18 protein-coding genes are annotated in these 16,311 nt (G+C 40.0%); all 18 read right to left on the bottom strand.

What is annotated here, in order from left to right; genetic code table 11:
• Positions 1-47: 47 nt before the first annotated feature.
• On the bottom strand, positions 48-905 hold the full coding sequence (locus O1A01_RS24220) for a F0F1 ATP synthase subunit gamma (RefSeq protein WP_066418348.1): 858 nt from the start codon (positions 903-905) through the stop codon (positions 48-50).
• A gap of 85 nt (positions 906-990) precedes the next feature.
• A complete protein-coding gene (atpA, locus tag O1A01_RS24225; protein ID WP_066418346.1) occupies positions 991-2,505 on the bottom strand; it encodes a F0F1 ATP synthase subunit alpha in 1,515 nt (504 codons plus the stop codon).
• An 18-nt stretch (positions 2,506-2,523) separates the two neighbouring features.
• A complete protein-coding gene (locus tag O1A01_RS24230) occupies positions 2,524-3,066 on the bottom strand; it encodes a F0F1 ATP synthase subunit delta (protein WP_066418344.1) in 543 nt (180 codons plus the stop codon).
• A complete protein-coding gene (gene atpF / locus O1A01_RS24235) occupies positions 3,063-3,584 on the bottom strand; it encodes a F0F1 ATP synthase subunit B (RefSeq protein ID WP_280522909.1) in 522 nt (173 codons plus the stop codon). The genes O1A01_RS24230 and atpF overlap by 4 nt, the downstream gene beginning before the upstream one ends.
• Positions 3,585-3,827: 243 nt before the next feature.
• Entirely contained in the window at positions 3,828-4,034 is a 207-nt protein-coding gene (atpE, locus tag O1A01_RS24240; protein WP_066418341.1) for a F0F1 ATP synthase subunit C, read from the bottom strand.
• A 60-nt stretch (positions 4,035-4,094) separates the two neighbouring features.
• Complete coding sequence (atpB, locus tag O1A01_RS24245; RefSeq protein ID WP_235858196.1) at positions 4,095-4,766, bottom strand: F0F1 ATP synthase subunit A; 672 nt, start codon at positions 4,764-4,766, stop codon at positions 4,095-4,097.
• A gap of 84 nt (positions 4,767-4,850) precedes the next feature.
• Complete coding sequence (locus tag O1A01_RS24250; protein WP_066418337.1) at positions 4,851-5,234, bottom strand: ATP synthase subunit I; 384 nt, start codon at positions 5,232-5,234, stop codon at positions 4,851-4,853.
• A 2-nt stretch (positions 5,235-5,236) separates the two neighbouring features.
• Positions 5,237-5,455 carry an AtpZ/AtpI family protein gene (locus O1A01_RS24255; RefSeq protein WP_066418334.1) on the bottom strand — a complete coding sequence of 73 codons (219 nt, stop codon included), beginning with the start codon at positions 5,453-5,455 and terminating at the stop codon, positions 5,237-5,239.
• Positions 5,456-5,841: 386 nt separating this feature from the next.
• Positions 5,842-8,085 (bottom strand): S8 family serine peptidase, encoded by a 2,244-nt coding sequence (locus tag O1A01_RS24260; RefSeq protein ID WP_270065244.1) that lies wholly within the window; start codon positions 8,083-8,085, stop codon positions 5,842-5,844.
• A 217-nt stretch (positions 8,086-8,302) separates the two neighbouring features.
• Positions 8,303-9,175: a hypothetical protein gene (locus tag O1A01_RS24265; protein ID WP_270065245.1), complete on the bottom strand. Its 873-nt coding sequence runs from the start codon at positions 9,173-9,175 to the stop codon at positions 8,303-8,305.
• Positions 9,176-9,202: 27 nt separating this feature from the next.
• On the bottom strand, positions 9,203-9,466 hold the full coding sequence (locus tag O1A01_RS24270) for a hypothetical protein (RefSeq protein ID WP_270065246.1): 264 nt from the start codon (positions 9,464-9,466) through the stop codon (positions 9,203-9,205).
• A 51-nt stretch (positions 9,467-9,517) separates the two neighbouring features.
• The gene (gene upp / locus O1A01_RS24275) at positions 9,518-10,147 is read right to left on the bottom strand and encodes a uracil phosphoribosyltransferase (protein ID WP_066418319.1); all 630 of its coding nucleotides are present in this window, start codon (positions 10,145-10,147) and stop codon (positions 9,518-9,520) included.
• 146 nt (positions 10,148-10,293) lie between these two features.
• Positions 10,294-11,535: a serine hydroxymethyltransferase gene (glyA, locus tag O1A01_RS24280; protein ID WP_270065247.1), complete on the bottom strand. Its 1,242-nt coding sequence runs from the start codon at positions 11,533-11,535 to the stop codon at positions 10,294-10,296.
• A 127-nt stretch (positions 11,536-11,662) separates the two neighbouring features.
• A complete protein-coding gene (locus O1A01_RS24285; RefSeq protein ID WP_270065248.1) occupies positions 11,663-12,664 on the bottom strand; it encodes an anti-sigma factor in 1,002 nt (333 codons plus the stop codon).
• On the bottom strand, positions 12,657-13,178 hold the full coding sequence (locus O1A01_RS24290; RefSeq protein ID WP_066418309.1) for an RNA polymerase sigma factor: 522 nt from the start codon (positions 13,176-13,178) through the stop codon (positions 12,657-12,659). The genes O1A01_RS24285 and O1A01_RS24290 overlap by 8 nt, the downstream gene beginning before the upstream one ends.
• Before the next feature lie 90 nt (positions 13,179-13,268).
• Entirely contained in the window at positions 13,269-13,826 is a 558-nt protein-coding gene (locus O1A01_RS24295) for a TIGR01440 family protein (protein WP_066418307.1), read from the bottom strand.
• 61 nt (positions 13,827-13,887) lie between these two features.
• On the bottom strand, positions 13,888-14,325 hold the full coding sequence (rpiB, locus tag O1A01_RS24300; protein WP_066418305.1) for a ribose 5-phosphate isomerase B: 438 nt from the start codon (positions 14,323-14,325) through the stop codon (positions 13,888-13,890).
• Between the two features lie 98 nt (positions 14,326-14,423).
• Entirely contained in the window at positions 14,424-15,914 is a 1,491-nt protein-coding gene (locus tag O1A01_RS24305) for a methyl-accepting chemotaxis protein (protein ID WP_270065249.1), read from the bottom strand.
• Between the last annotated feature and the right edge of the window lie 397 nt (positions 15,915-16,311).

Here is a 16,311-nt window from a genome sequence, read left to right on the forward strand (position 1 = left end):
TATCTTACTTTTACCGTTCAACTTTTTATGTCCGAATCTTTTTTATTCTATTCTAATGCAGCCGCACCAGCTGTAATCTCGGTAATTTCTTGTGTAATCGCTGCTTGACGTGCACGGTTGTAAACAAGTGTAAGGTCACGGATAAGCTCTTTCGCGTTATCTGTCGCACTTTGCATTGCCGTCATACGTGCTGCGTGTTCACTAGCTTTTGCGTCAAGTAAAGCACCGTAAATTAAACTTTCTGCGTATTGCGGAAGTAAAACTTCTAAAATAGCGTCTTGAGATGGTTCAAATTCATAAGAAGTAAGTTTAGAGTCTTGAGCTAAGTCCGATAGTGGAAGTAGTTTTTTCTCTGTTACTTCTTGTGAAATTGCACTTACGAAGTGGTTGTAATAGATGTATAACTCATCAAAAGTCTCATCTGCAAACATACCAACTGCTTGACTCGCGATATCTTTAATCTCCGCAAACGATACGTGGTCCCCTAATCCCGTGATTTCGGAATATACAGGGATATTACGTGTTTTGAAGAAATCGCGGCCAACTCGACCGATGGCAATTACTGCGTACTCATCTTGAGACTTGTGTCGCTTTTGGATTGTTTGGTATACAGTACGTAAAATATTACTGTTATAAGCACCTGCTAATCCACGATCAGAAGTCATGACGATGTAGCCAGTACGTTTTACAGGACGTGTTTGTAACATTGGATGCGTTACATCTGTACTTCCAAGTGCGATACTTGCAACTACCTCTTGAATTTTGTCCATATATGGGTTGAAAGCTTTTGCGTTTGTTTCTGCACGATTTAATTTCGAAGCAGATACCATTTGCATTGCTTTCGTAATTTGACTCGTCTTCTTTGTTGAGTTAATTCTCGTTTTTATGTCGCGTAATGATGCCAAAGGTTCTCACCACCTTTTGTAACCTTGTCATGGCGATAACCCACAGCAATGATTATCATTACTGTGGTCTCACCGATTTAATCTATTACTTTTCAGTTGGAACGAACGTCTTTTTGAATGCAAGGATTGCGTCTTTAAGAGTTTCTTCGTCTTTTGGTAAAGCACCAGTAGTACGAATTTCTTCTAATACTTCTTTACGGTTATGATCTAAGAATACAAATAACTCTTCTTCGAAACGAGTTACATCTTCAACTGGAACGTCGTCGATGAAACCTTTCGTTAATGCGTAAAGAATCGCAACTTGTTTTTCCATTTTTATTGGTTTGTTTAAACCTTGTTTTAACACTTCTACCGTACGAGCACCACGATTTAATTTCGCTTGTGTCGCTTTATCTAGGTCAGAACCGAACTGAGCGAACGCTTCTAACTCACGGAAAGACGCTAGGTCTAGACGAAGTGTACCAGATACCTTCTTCATCGCTTTTGTTTGTGCCGATCCACCAACACGGGATACGGATAAACCAGCGTTGATCGCAGGACGAACTCCTGAGAAGAATAGGTCTGATTGTAAGAAAATTTGTCCATCAGTGATGGAAATAACGTTTGTTGGGATGTAAGCAGATACGTCACCCGCTTGCGTTTCAATGAATGGTAACGCTGTTAGGGAACCTGATCCTTTTGCATCACTAAGTTTTGCTGCACGCTCTAATAAACGAGAGTGTAGGTAGAATACGTCACCAGGGTATGCTTCACGACCTGGAGGACGTTTTAATAGTAAGGAAAGCTCACGGTATGCAGACGCTTGTTTCGTTAAGTCATCATACACAACTAATACGTGTTTTCCGTTATACATGAATTCTTCACCCATTGTTACCCCAGCGTAAGGTGCTAAGAATAACATTGGAGCTGGTTGAGAAGCAGATGCTGTTACAACGATTGTGTAATCTAATGCACCATGCTTACGTAAAGTTTCTACTACTCCACGAACAGTAGATTCTTTTTGACCGATAGCTACATAGATACAAATCATATCTTGGTCAGCTTGGTTTAAGATTGTATCAATTGCAACGGAAGTTTTACCAGTTTGACGGTCACCGATAATTAACTCACGTTGTCCACGTCCGATTGGTACAAGCGCATCAATCGCTTTAATACCAGTTTGAAGTGGCTCATGAACGGATTTACGATCCATAACACCAGGAGCTGCACTCTCGATTGGACGAGTTTTCTTTGTTTCAATTGGGCCAAGACCATCCACAGGTTGTCCTAATGGATTCACGACACGACCGATTAATTCTGGACCTACTGGTACCTCCATGATACGGCCAGTACGGCGAACAGAATCTCCTTCCTTAATTTCGCGGAAAGGACCAAGAATAACGATACCTACGTTGTTTTCCTCAAGGTTTTGGGCAAGACCCATAACACCGTTTGAAAATTCAACAAGTTCTCCAGCCATGACGTTGTCGAGGCCATGAGCACGAGCAATACCGTCACCTACTTGAATAACTGTACCTACATCGCTAACTTCGATTTCTGACTGATAACTTTCGATTTGCTTTTTTATCAGCGCACTAATTTCTTCAGCTTTGATGCTCATGAATTTCACCCCTATCTACTATCTGTTCAAAGTTAATTGACGTCCAAGACGTTCTAATTTACTACTAACGCTTCCATCAAAAATGCGGTTGCCGATTTGAATTTTAAGGCCACCTAGAATAGATGGATCGACGATGTTTTCAATGGATAATGATGCTTTCCCTACTTTTGCAGCAAACACAGCGGACAGCTGTTGCTTTTCTGCTTCAGAAAGAGCTTTTACGGAATAAACGACAGCTTCTGCTATATTGCGAGCTTCATTCGCTATTTTCTTGTACTCATCAACCATGTCGACTACAATATTTTCACGATGACGATCTACTAAAAGCTGTAATGTATTTACGATAAATGGAGAAGCGCCTACAAATCCTTCGCGGATGATTTGCTTCTTTGATTCTTTTAAAACTTTTGGGTTTGTTAACACTAATTGTAATTCTTTGTTCGTTGCGAACACTGCTTTTACTTCTGCTAATTCTGTATCAAATTGATCGAAAGTGTTGTTTTCTTTTGCTATTTGAAAAAGAGCTAACGCATAACGTTTTGCTGCACTATTTTTACTCATCGTGCTTCGCCTACCTGTTTAACGTAGTCGTCGATAAGTTTTTGTTGATCTTGCTCATTTAGTTCTTTTTCAATAACTTTAGATGCAATTAGGACAGATAGTGATGCTACCTGCTCACGTAAAGCAACAACTGCTTTCTCTTTTTCTTGCTCGATTTCTTTTTTCGCATCTTCTTTTACGCGATTAGCTTCTTCTTGTGCTAATTTAATAATTTCGTTCTTTTGGTCTTCACCAATTTTTTTCGCGCTTTCTACTAGAGTTTGCGCTTCAACGCGTGCTTCTTTTAATAACGCTTGTTGCTGTTCTAAAAGCTTTTTAGCTTCGCGATTACTATTTTCAGCCGCATCGATTTCACTAGAGATATGGTTTTCACGTTTCTTCATCATGTCCATAAGCTTATCCCAAGCAAACTTACGTAGTAACCAAAGTAATAATAGGAAAACTGTTAATTGGACAAGTGAGTCGCCAAGAGTTAAACCACCACCAGCACCAAGTACTAATGTGTCGAGGTTGCTCATCATTGCTTTCACTCCTTTCAAGGAATACATCGTTACATGAGAAAACTTGGTCTACAACCAAGTTGTGTAGTTTATAAATGGTCTATTTACAAACGAAAGCTAGTTTCTTCTATTAAAACTATTCTCGTCTATTTTATGTTAAAAGGAGTAATTCCCTTAAACATCGTATAAACGAAAGGCGAAGGTTCTCGAGTGAGACGGACTTCGCCTTTATTGAACCTTTTTTAAGCTAATTTTCTAAAATTACATTACCATGAATGCTACTACTACCGCGATGATAGGAACAGCCTCTACTAGTGCTACCCCGATGAACATTGTAGTTTGAAGAGCGTTCTTTAACTCAGGTTGACGAGCGATCCCTTCTACTGTTTTACTAACGATCATCCCGTTACCGAAACCTGCACCTAGTGCTGCTAAACCAATTGCGATTGCTGCTGCTAAAGCTCCCATTGATAATTTCCTCCTTATGTGTATAAAATAATTTCAATTTTTGTAAAAAAAATTTATAAATTAATGGTCATGACTCACTTTGTGTGCCATATAAACCATTGTTAACATTACAAAGATAAACGCTTGAATTGATCCGATGAACATTTTGAACGCTATCCAAATCATCATAGGAATTGCTGCTAAAACAGTTCCGACGATACCAGATGCGATTCCAACTTCGTATCCATTTACTGCTAGTCCTACTAGTAATGCTAGCAAGATTTCTCCTGCAAACATGTTACCGTATAAACGTAATCCAAGAGTAAGCGTGTTTGCGAACTCTTCAATTATTTTTAACGGGAACAAGAACGGCATCGGTCTAAAGTAATCCTTACCGTATTCTTTAAAGCCTTTTAGTTTAATACCATAATAGTGCGTTAATGCAACGACCATTACAGCCAACGTTAATGTCATCACTGGATCGGCAGTAGGCGCTTTCCACCATAACTCATGGTTATAGACGATAGCTAATGGAAGTCCAAGCATGTTAGAAACAAACACGAACAAAAGCAATGTTAGTCCTAACGTGATAAATCTGGCTCCAGTTTTTAAATCCATCGTACTACTGATGATGCCTTTCACAAAATCTACTAGCCATTCCAGGAAGTTTTGCATACCAGTTGGTCGTAATGCTATTGTGCGTGTTCCGATTACCGCTACTAGAAACACGATTGTTGCTGCAATAATTGTCATGATAACGTTTGATAGGTTAAAGGATATGGTAAAATCCCCAAACAAATTAACAACCCTTATCGGTGCTCCATGATCCAACTGTACTCACCTCTCTTCCCCACTGCTTATGAAAATTCTTGCAAATGAATCTATGATAATGACAATATAGGATGTCACAATCCCGATAATTACTCCGTATAGATTTAAATATTCTGGCAATCTTACGGCTAGTACTACTCCTAATACGGCGGCAGCCATCCTTGATACAGTTCCAAGTGACATCATTCTGCCACCTTCAGCTGCTACCGTTCCAAGTTTATTAACTTTTCGGTATAGTAGCCAATGGTTATAAAAGCTGATAACTGTTCCTAGTAGTAATCCTAGAAACCAGTCTTGGTATGGAGTGAAACCCCATCCTAATACATATAAGGCTGCTATAAATAGAAAATACCTTATATGACGCATAAACATAATTTTAGTATCAGGCATAATCATTCTCCTGAAGAGTATTTTCGAAGTAATTGCATAATTCCAAATATACCTGTAGCCAGTCCCAGAAAGAGACCGATAAGTAAAAACAACGGCGGAGTTTCGAATTGTTCGTCTAACCACTTCCCTACAAAAATACCTAGTAAAGTAGGGCCAACTAAGTAAGAGAGAATGCTAGTAGTTAGTGCCATTGCACGGAAAGGGTGTTTCTCATTAGTCATCCTAATCACCCCAATAATGGTGGTCAAAAAAAAGAGGTCCAACTCGATGAAAATATGTAACATTTACAAGTGTTTTCAATGTATGAAAACCCTACCATTTCATACCCTTTGTAAGCATACAATAGCATTTTGTCAATGTCAATGTGTTATACATAAATTCTCAGTAAACTTTATTGGTATTAAATGGTGTGATAAAAATCACTGTATTATAGTAGTCCCAAAAACTTTACTCTTTATTCTAACACGATTTTAATTGGATTTTCCTGCATTTCTAATTTGACTTTGTGAACATTTTGTGTCCAACTTAAAAACAACTATAAAAACGGCGATTTCGAAAAAAACTTTTGTGAAAAAGCTTTTCTTTATTCGAAATCACCGTCTTTTTATTAATCGAAATATAGATTCACTTCAATGGAATCTTCTTTCTCTTTTCTTTTCGCAAAAATAACTGCTTTTACTAATCCTTTACCTTTCAGTTTTTCCCCACTTATTTCTTTTCTAAGCAATCCTCGTGGTACATCTCGTTGCCAGTCAAGAAAATCGATAAAATGAAGCGTGTCCCCTTCGTATAATGCGATTCCTAACTCTTCTGCACCTTCTGGAACAAATACTTCATATTGATAGCTACCTTCTTTATCGCCGTATCCAAATTGAAAACCTTGAATTCTCGGATAGTTAGGTTCTTCGATCATAAATAAGTAAGGTAACCGAATTTCTTGCCCATCTGCTTTCACCGTTATTTGACCTTCATGCATTCCTGGTTCTAACTTTTCCGGGTTAATATCGAGTGAAACTGTTACTTCTTTCTTTTCTCCTGGTTTCAATGAGAAGGATGGGGGAATCGACCATATAATTCCTTTGTTTGCTTTCGGAATATCGAAACGATATTTTACTTCTTTTTCACTAACATTTTCTATTTGAAGAATAACATCTTTCTTTTCTCGCTTATCAATTTTTTCGTAAATTCCATAATGAAGGGATCCTGGCTGAATGATAGACTTTGTCTCCATTGCATCTTTTAGTTGAATACGACCTGTTCCTTGCTCGAGAACAGAATAAAATTCTCCATCCCCTTTTTTTAATACTTTCGTTGTATTCATTAATGCCGCTTTTATTTTTGAAGGTTCCCAATCTGGATGAGCTTGCTTTAGTAATGCTGCTGCTCCTGCAACATGAGGTGCTGCCATGCTCGTCCCTTGAAGCGCAATATATCCATTTGGTACGGTACTATCAATTGCAACTCCAGGCGCAACTAAGTCCGGTTTAATTTCCCACGTATGTGTAACAGGTCCTCTTGAACTAAAAGAAGCAATTTCATCCCGATGCCATCTGTATTTCGTTTTCATTAATTTTCTTTTCTTTTTTAATTGGTTTTTTAAAAATAACCCGTCACTTTTCGAAATAGAGACGACCGGTATGTCCACTTCCACCTCTAGTCCCCCAAGAAACGTTCCTTCTAAATTATTATAAATGATAACAGCAATTGCACCTTGTTCTTTCGCATTTAACACTTTTTCAGTGAACGGAATTTTCCCCCGTTCGATTAATACTACTTTTCCTTCTACATCTTTTATGTCTTTTTTCTCACCGAGACCGACAAACTCCATCTCGTAATATTTTGCTTGTTTTAAATTCCACTTTGGGGCTCCTTGAAACGGGAGCATTTCTACTTCTTCGCTCGAGAAAATAGTAGCGATGTGTGGGATGTGTAATGGAGGGGTGGACGCTCCGACGGATATCGCCTTTGTTGACGTGCCAGGTGAGCCTACTGTCCAAAGGTTCGGTCCCGAATTCCCACTCGATGTGACTGCAACAATCCCTTTTTCGACTGCTTTATCTAAAGCGAGACTCGTTGGCCAGTCTGGACCGTTAATCGTGTTTCCGAGTGATAAATTTAAAACATCTACTCCGTCTTTAATTGCTCGCTCAATAGCAGCAATAACTTGTTCACTCGTGCCATTCCCACCTGGTCCAAGTGCTCGATATGCCATAATTTTCGCCTCTGGTGCTACCCCCATCATCTTTCCATTCGCTGCAACAATTCCAGCAACGTGCGTTCCATGTAGTGTTGGAGGTCCTTGTTCACGCTTTGTTTCCATCGGATCATCGTCCTGATCGACGAAATCATAACCTCCAATATAATTACTCGCTAAATCTGGATGTGTATAATCAATACCAGTGTCGATGATCCCTACTACAACACCCTCACCTGTTAAGCGGTCTCCATCCTCATCGAAAATGCCTCTTATTTCTTTCCCACCAATAAACGGGACACTTTCATCAATGTGTGGGTTGTAGATAGAAACAGGTGAAACATCGAGTATCCCTTCCTCTTTCTGTAGCTTTTCTAACTCTAGTACCGGTCCCTCTATCGAATATCCGTGAAATACTTCTGTGTATGTATATTTAATAGAGAGTGTAGGGTATTGCGTTTCAATGATTTGTTGGATTGCCTCATGCATTTCTTCATCTGTCCGGATAATAACCGTTTGTGTTTCTTCATCACTTATAGGTTGACTAACGGGTAACGGTGGACGTTCTGGATATTGAAAGGCATACGTTCGTTGGGTAATAGAAAAAAATAATGCAACAGCTATCGATATTATTAGAAATTGACGGCACGAATTCATTAATTTAACCACCTCTTTTCTAATGTTTGTTTTTGGAGGGAGAAATATGTAACGATTGTTTAGCGTGGAATGAAGTTTTTTTGAAGGTGGAGAATGGGGTGCGGATAGGCCTGTTTAAGGTGGTTTTGCGGGGCGATTTTTAATTTTTGTTGTAGTTGGGAGGAAATTTTATGCGATTCTTTGAGATTTATGAGGCGCTTGGGAGGTTAACAATTCACTATACGTAGTTTATGAGGCACTTGTGGAAATAATTGATGCACTTCGCGAATTTTTTGACGCACCTGTACAAATTGTCGACGCTCTTGGCAATTCGGGACCAATCGGACTTTCGGGCAAAGACCGCTTCTTTATTCGTGCCAACCAAACTAGCTTTCACGCCAACCGCGACTCTGTTTCGGCCAACTGAACTCTCTTTTACGCCAACCGCGACTCTGTTTCGGCCAACTGAACTCTCTTTCACGCCAACTGCGACTCTGTTTCGGCCAACTGAGCTCTCTTTCACGCCAACCGCAACGCTTTTTCGGCCAACTGAACTCTCTTTTACGCCAACCGCGACTCTGTTTCGGCCAACTGAGCTCTCTTTCACGCCAACCGCAACGCTTTTTCGGCCAACCAGACTCGCTTTCACGCCAACCGCGACTCTGTTTCGGCCAACTGAGCTCTCTTTCACGCCAACCGCAACGCTTTTTCGGCCAACTGAACTCTCTTTTACGCCAACCGCGACTCTGTTTCGGCCAACTGAGCTCCCTTTCACGCCAACCAAAACACTTTTTCGGCCAACTGAGCTCCCTTTCACGCCAACCAAAACGCTTTTTCGGCCAATTGAACTCTCTTTTACGCCAACCAAAACACTTTTTCGGCCAACTGAACTCTCTTTCACGCCAACCAAAACACTTTTTCGGCCAACTGAACTCTCTTTTACGCCAACCGCGACTCTGTTTCGGCCAACTGAGCTCTCTTTCACGCCAACCGCAACGCTTTTTCGGCCAACTGAACTCTCTTTCACGCCAACCGCGACTCTGTTTCGGCCAACTGAGCTCCCTTTCACGCCAACCAAAACACTTTTTCGGCCAACTGAACTCTCTTTCACGCCAACCAAAACACTTTTTCGGCCAACTCAACATCTTTTTGCGCCAACTCGACATTCTTTTGTGCCAACCCAACATCTTTTTGCGCCAACCCGATACCCTTTTGTGCCAACCCAGCTTCCTTTTGCGCCAACCCGACACCCTTTTGTGCCACCACAACATCCTTTTGCGCCAATCGCAACACTTTTTGTGCCAATCGCAACACTTTTTGTGCCAACCCAGCGTCCTTTTGCCCCAACCCAACATCCTTTTGCACCAACCGCAACCCCTTTTGTGCCAACCACACCATCCATCCCCTCCACCTCATCAAAAAAAGCTCCCCATAAATGGGAAGCTCGTAAAAATTATTTTGTACCGTACAATCTATCGCCAGCGTCGCCTAGACCAGGAACGATGTAGCCTTTTTCGTTTAGCTTTTCGTCTAGTGCTGCGATGTAAATGTCCACGTCTGGGTGTGCTTCTTTTACTACTTCTACGCCTTCTGGTGCAGCGATTAAGCACATAAATTTAATATGTTTTGCTCCGCGTTTTTTCAAGGAATGGATTGCTTCTACAGCAGATCCACCTGTTGCTAGCATTGGGTCCACTACTATTAGTTCTCTTTCTTCTATATCTGAAGGAAGCTTCACGTAATATTCAACAGGTTGCAACGTTTTAGGGTCGCGGTATAGTCCAACGTGCCCTACTTTTGCTGCTGGGATTAGCTTTAATATACCGTCTACCATGCCAAGGCCAGCACGAAGGATCGGGATAATACCTAATTTTTTTCCTGCTAATACTTTTGATTTTGCTGTTGCTACAGGAGTATTTACATCCACTTCTTGAAGTGGTAGATCACGAGTAATTTCAAAAGCCATTAATGTAGAAACTTCATCTACAAGCTCACGAAATTCCTTCGTTCCTGTACTTACGTCTCGTATGTATGTTAGTTTATGTTGAATTAGCGGATGATCAAAAACGTATACTTTTGCCATCGAAAGCGCTCCCTTCATCTAATCAAAAATTTTATATCACGAATCTATTTTGTCCACACTTTCACTGATTTTACAGAAATTCGACAAATCGTTCAAGTCATTGACGAAAAAAAATAGAGGTCTAACATCAGACCTCTACAAAAACCTTATCCTAGTTCAGGATATAGTGTGAATTTAGCAGTTAATTGTTCTACTTTTTCTGCTACTTCTTTTAACTTCGCTTCATCTTCATGATTTTTTAACGTTTCGGCGATTAGAGCTGCGATCACGTCCATATCTTCTAAACCGAATCCACGACTTGTAACCGCTGCTGTTCCAATACGAATACCACTTGTTACGAATGGACTTTCCGTTTCAAATGGAATTGTGTTTTTATTAACTGTAATACCTACTTCGTCTAATACTTTTTCCGCAACTTTACCCGTAATGCCTAAAGAGCGTACATCTACAAGTAATAAATGGTTGTCTGTTCCACCAGAAACAAGACTTAACCCTTCTTTTTCTAAAGAAGACGCTAAACGCTTAGCGTTATCGATAATGTTTTGTGCATATACTTTGAAATCGTCTTGTAATGCTTCACCGAATGCTACTGCTTTTGCAGCGATTACGTGCATTAATGGGCCACCTTGAATTCCAGGGAAAATGGACTTATCAATCTTCTTCGCCCATTCTTCTTTACAAAGAATCATTCCACCACGTGGTCCACGTAACGTTTTATGCGTAGTCGTCGTAACGAAATCTGCATAAGGAACTGGGTTAGGGTGTAAGCCCGCTGCAACTAAACCTGCGATGTGTGCCATATCAACCATGAGGTATGCACCTACTTCATCCGCAATTTCACGGAATTTAGCGAAGTCGATAACACGTGGATATGCACTTGCACCCGCAACGATAAGTTTTGGTTTATGTAATTTCGCCTTTTCTAATACATCTTCATAATTAATGGTATGAGTTATTTCGTCCACACCGTATTCAACGAAATTATATTGAATTCCACTGAAGTTAACTGGACTTCCGTGTGTTAAATGTCCGCCATGAGAAAGGTTCATCCCTAAAACAGTGTCTCCCGGCTCTAAAATCGTAAAGTAAACTGCCATGTTCGCTTGCGCACCAGAATGTGGTTGCACGTTTGCATGTTCTGCTCCAAAAATTTCTTTCGCACGATCTCTCGCAATGTTTTCTGCTACGTCAACATGCTCACAGCCACCGTAATAACGACGACCTGGGTATCCCTCTGCATATTTGTTTGTCAGTACAGAACCTTGTGCCTCCATTACTGCTTCACTTACAAAGTTTTCAGATGCAATTAATTCTATTTTCGTACGCTGTCTACCTAGTTCTGCTTGTATCGCTTTAAACACTTGTTCATCTTGTTTTGCTAATGTCATTCTCGAATCCCCCTTTGGCGTTTATTCGGAAATTTTTCATTCTCCACATTATATTATCATGTACAGGGCTACATTTGGAAGGAAAAAAGAAGGTTGGCAGCGTTTACTATCGAAAATTTTCGGATTATTATTCATCCCAATTCCAAAAGGTGACATCTCCTACTTGTGCTGCTCGTAGTCCTTCGACTTCCTTTAGCTTCAAAAGTTCCTTTACCGGTCCAGTAACGACAGCACCGTATACTTGGAAGTCATTTTCCTCTATACCTTTATAGTACTTTGCAAGATACTCCTTCGTAAATATTTGTTCTTGGAATGTACTTTCTTCAATCAACCCTTGTAAGTTCACTAAATAAATATCTCTCATTTGTTCTGCTCCATCTACAAAAGGTCTAGAGATGGACATCGAATGGCGATATTCTTCATCTACCGTACTTACTCTACCAATCCCAAGACCTTGACCAGGTACGTAGTTAATATAACCTTCTTCACCACTACTGGAAGACATATAAGGAAATGCCCTTTCTCCAACATTTAACGGCATCCAAAGAACATGAATATCATAACCTTCCAATAAAGTTAGTAACTCTTCCATACTATAATAACGGTCCATCGAAAATGCCATTTCTGCAACAGTACCTTCATGGACTTTCTCTAACTTTTCCCATTGCCCAGGTTTTTCAGGAGCATCTAAAGGTGTTCCTCCCGTTGGATCTTCTGGCAAATAAAATTCAAATGTATTGCTGTATTGTGGTTTTTTATTTACCGTCATTGTTGGCTTACGTTGGAATAGCTTCTTCTTTATTTCTACTTCCCCAATTTCTATTTCACCATTTCCAACTTTCTTATAGATAGGATACTTTATTGTTTGAGTAAAAAAAGAGTCTATTTCTGGGTATACCCAAAAACGATATTCAATATGAATATTTGGCTCTGTTATTAGTAACATAGTGTCGGCATCATGAGCGTACTTTAACGGATTCGTTGTTTGGATAATGATCCATTTCATTCCCGATACTACAAGAAAATATGCGATTAATACGGCGATTGTTATTCGGAGAATCCGAAAAGTAAGCGTGAATCGATACTTCGTTAATATTTTCTTCTCCTTCTCTTCTGTCCAGTTACTCATATTTTTTCTCCTCTCTTTCTCCGAGATCTTGAAGTCGTTTTCTGGCACGATGAATCGTAATTTTCACTTGGCCTTCGTTCATTTCTAACACTTCGGCTATTTCCTCATAACTATAATTCTCTATTTCTCTTAAATAGAGAACAGAACGATATTGCTCGGGGAGGAGACTAAATAGTTCTTCTACTAATTGGTGGTTTTGCTTCTTTTCATATTCTATCTCTGGAATTCCATACGGACTGACCATTTCATCACGTTGTAAAAACGGAACCCACTGCCATTTCTGTTTTTTGCGCCAAGTGTCTAAATACGCATTTCGTGCAACTTTATATAACCATGCTCTCGCTGAGGAATTGTCCTTCCATTCATGCAAAGAGATTGTCGCTCTCACAAACGTTTCTTGGACTAAGTCTTCCGCAACTGAAGGTGAGCCTGACAGTTTCTGCAAATAGTAATAAAGTTGTTCCGCGTAGGCTCGGTATAATGTATCCAACGTCTCCCTTCGTTGCTTCTCCACTTTTTCTCCCCCTTATCTATTATGAAAACGAACGATGTTGGAAAAAGTTACAGTACATTTTCAAAAAAATAAAAGCACTTGAGTAAAGCTTCAAGTGCCATCTTCTAAAACATATATCGCTCTCGCACCGCCGATTAACTTTGGACGGGTAGTCGCTAACGTGATGTGTGCTTGGCCAACGTTTTTTCGTTTTACCCGGACAGGTACAGCCACATGCTTTATATGCATACCGATAAAAGTGTCACCGATGTCAATACCACCGTCTGCTTTTATATGCTCTACCATAACGGCATTTGGCATGTTTCGGTACGCATAAGATGCCATTGCTCCACCCGCTTGACGGACTGGAACAACGGTTACTTGTTCAAATCCTCGTGTATCTGCAAGTTCTCGTTGCACGACGAGTGCTCGATTTAAATGTTCGCAACATTGGAATGCGAGGTGGACACCCGTTTGTTTGCTGAACTGGGAGAGCGTTTCATAAACCATTGCTGCTACTTCATCCGTGCCTGCTGTGCCGATTCGTTCTCCGACGATTTCACTCGTACTACAGCCAATTACAAATATTTGCCCCTTTTGAAGATTTGCTTGCTTTTGAAATTCATCTAATATTTCGGTTAATTCGTTTTTCCAATCCGAAACTGTCAACACGCTCACTCCTTTTTACAGAAAAAACCCATCAAAGCTAGCGATGGGCATTTACTTGTTTTTATTTTTCTGCAGCATGAATTTTGTTCACGCGGTTTTCGTGACGACCACCTTCAAATTCTGTTTGAAGCCAAACGCGTGCAATTTCTCTTGCTAAACCTGGTCCGATTACGCGCTCTCCCATTGCAAGGATGTTACTATTATTATGCTCACGAGTTGCTTTTGCACTGAACATATCATGCACAAGTGCGCAACGAATCCCTTTTACTTTGTTGGCCGCAATAGACATTCCGATACCTGTTCCACAAATTAAAATTCCACGATCGTATTCTCCAGAAGCTACTTTTTGAGCAACTGGTAGTGCATAGTCTGGATAGTCTACACTCGTTTCACATTCACAGCCTAAATCATCGTGCTCAATATTCATTTCATTTAAAAGTTCAATAATTTCTCTGCGGATATTCATACCACCATGATCTGAGGCAACTGCTACTTTCATGTTTGTCATTCTCCTTTACCGTATGTTTCTCTTTTTTCATATTACCCTTCTAGTTAAAAAAAATCCATCATTACAATTGGAGAAAACGTTTGTCTGTTTTATTTACAACTATTCACCAGCTCCATTGTTGCTTTGTCTGTATTTTGCACGTAAGAAACGAGCTCATGTAATTGTTCGTTTTGCGTTTCTATAGAAGCGGACATTTCTTCTAATGAAGCGGTTGTTTCTTCAATAATAGCCGCAAAATCACTTACCGACGTTTCAATGGAGAACGAAGATGCCCCTAGCTGCTGTGTTATTTCTTCAAATTGCTTAGCGGTGTTATTTAATTGTGTTACACTTTCGCTAATTTTCAAAAACACCCCGTTCGTTTCTTTCGTTAACTCCACACTTTCTATCATTCTTAATGAATTGTCCTTCATTTGCTGTTGCGTAATGGCGGTGCTCTCGTTTACTTTTGCTAGATTGTTAGATATTAAATTAGCTGTGTTAGATGTTAGCTCCGAAAGCTTTCTTATTTCAGCCGCCACGACCGAAAATCCTTTACCGCTTTCTCCAGCACGGGCCGCTTCTATAGAAGCATTCAACGCTAAAAGGTTTGTTTGTGCTGCGATTTCTTGAATGTTATTTGTAAAACCGTTCGTTTCCTTTATTTTCTCCACTAATGTTTCCATCGTTTCCGACATTAGTTGAATACTTTGCTGAAAGTCTACTATTTTAGTAGAAAGTAATTCAACCGTTTTACTACCATTTTGTGTTTCGAGTTGGGATTTATCCGTTTCCTTCTTCAAAACAGAAGAGCCTTCGAGCAATTGCTTTACCATTTCGTTTAAACTTTCGATTGATTCAGTAATAGTAGAAGCCGTTGCACTTTGTGTGTTCATTCCGGAAGATATTTCGTTTACGGCTATTACCATTTCATTAAAAGTATAACCTTGTGTTTCTCCTTGTTTACGAATATTTGTGAGGTTTTCACCTATAGTTGTCGCTTTATCACCGATTACACTAGCTTGATGTTGTAGCTTTTGTAACATGTTTTCTGTTTCTTCTTGTAGTTTTTGGATTTCTACATTTTGCTTTTGAGACACGCTGTTTTGAAAAAAGAGCGTTAACGTAATGACGATGAAAATTAAATAGAAAATGACTAAGTTTTTCAAGTCCATACCTAAATCAGCACTTGTTGTTATAAAGTAAAGAGCGCTAAGCAATAAAGCAGTAGCAGTACCAACGATTAGCGTTTTTCGTGTATTGTAAATCGCTGCTGCTGTCATAATGTATAGTGGTAGTAGCATAACCGGCAACGATGTGGAAACAGACATAATAAGGTAAACGACGATTGCTATTCCACCTATTGCTATATATGGTGTTTGCATTAGGAACATTTCTTTTTTTATAAATACAGATAAAGCCGAAATAAATATGACTCCACCTATGCCGATTGTTAGGATGACCGCTAACGGTTGTTGTATGGATATTTCTACAACTACGGCTAGTAGGACAGAAATAAATGTAACGAGATTAATAAGTTTATTTTTTCTTGTAATGTCTTCTTTTTTTAGTTGGTCTAATTTTTGTGAACGATCCGTCATATAGAAGTACCCCTTTTAGTAACTGTAGTTTGTTAAATCTAGAACTTGGACCTCCCCTTTGATCCAGTTCTTTATTGCAAATAGCGGAAATACCGGCTACCATAGTTCCGCTTCACTTCGCTGCAGGTACTCGCTTGGTCGACCGTACCGCGACGTCCTGTCGCACGGTCGACACTAGCACGTCCTGTGCGTCGCCGCGGGCGTGGCTTGAGCCTCCTCCTCGCTTTCGCTCGTGCGGGGTCTCAAGACTCACGCTTCCCCCGCTGGAGTCTCGCACCTTCCGCTCCGTTCCACTCACGGTTCTAAATCTTTTAAGGTAAAATATTGTAACAGTTCTAAGGCGAACCAACCATTATCATTTACCGTTATTTATCAAAAAAACCTCAGCTATTAGAAA

It is taken from the genome of Sutcliffiella sp. NC1 (assembly GCF_027594365.1).
GTDB classification, from domain to species: Bacteria; Bacillota; Bacilli; order Bacillales; family Bacillaceae_I; genus Sutcliffiella; species Sutcliffiella cohnii.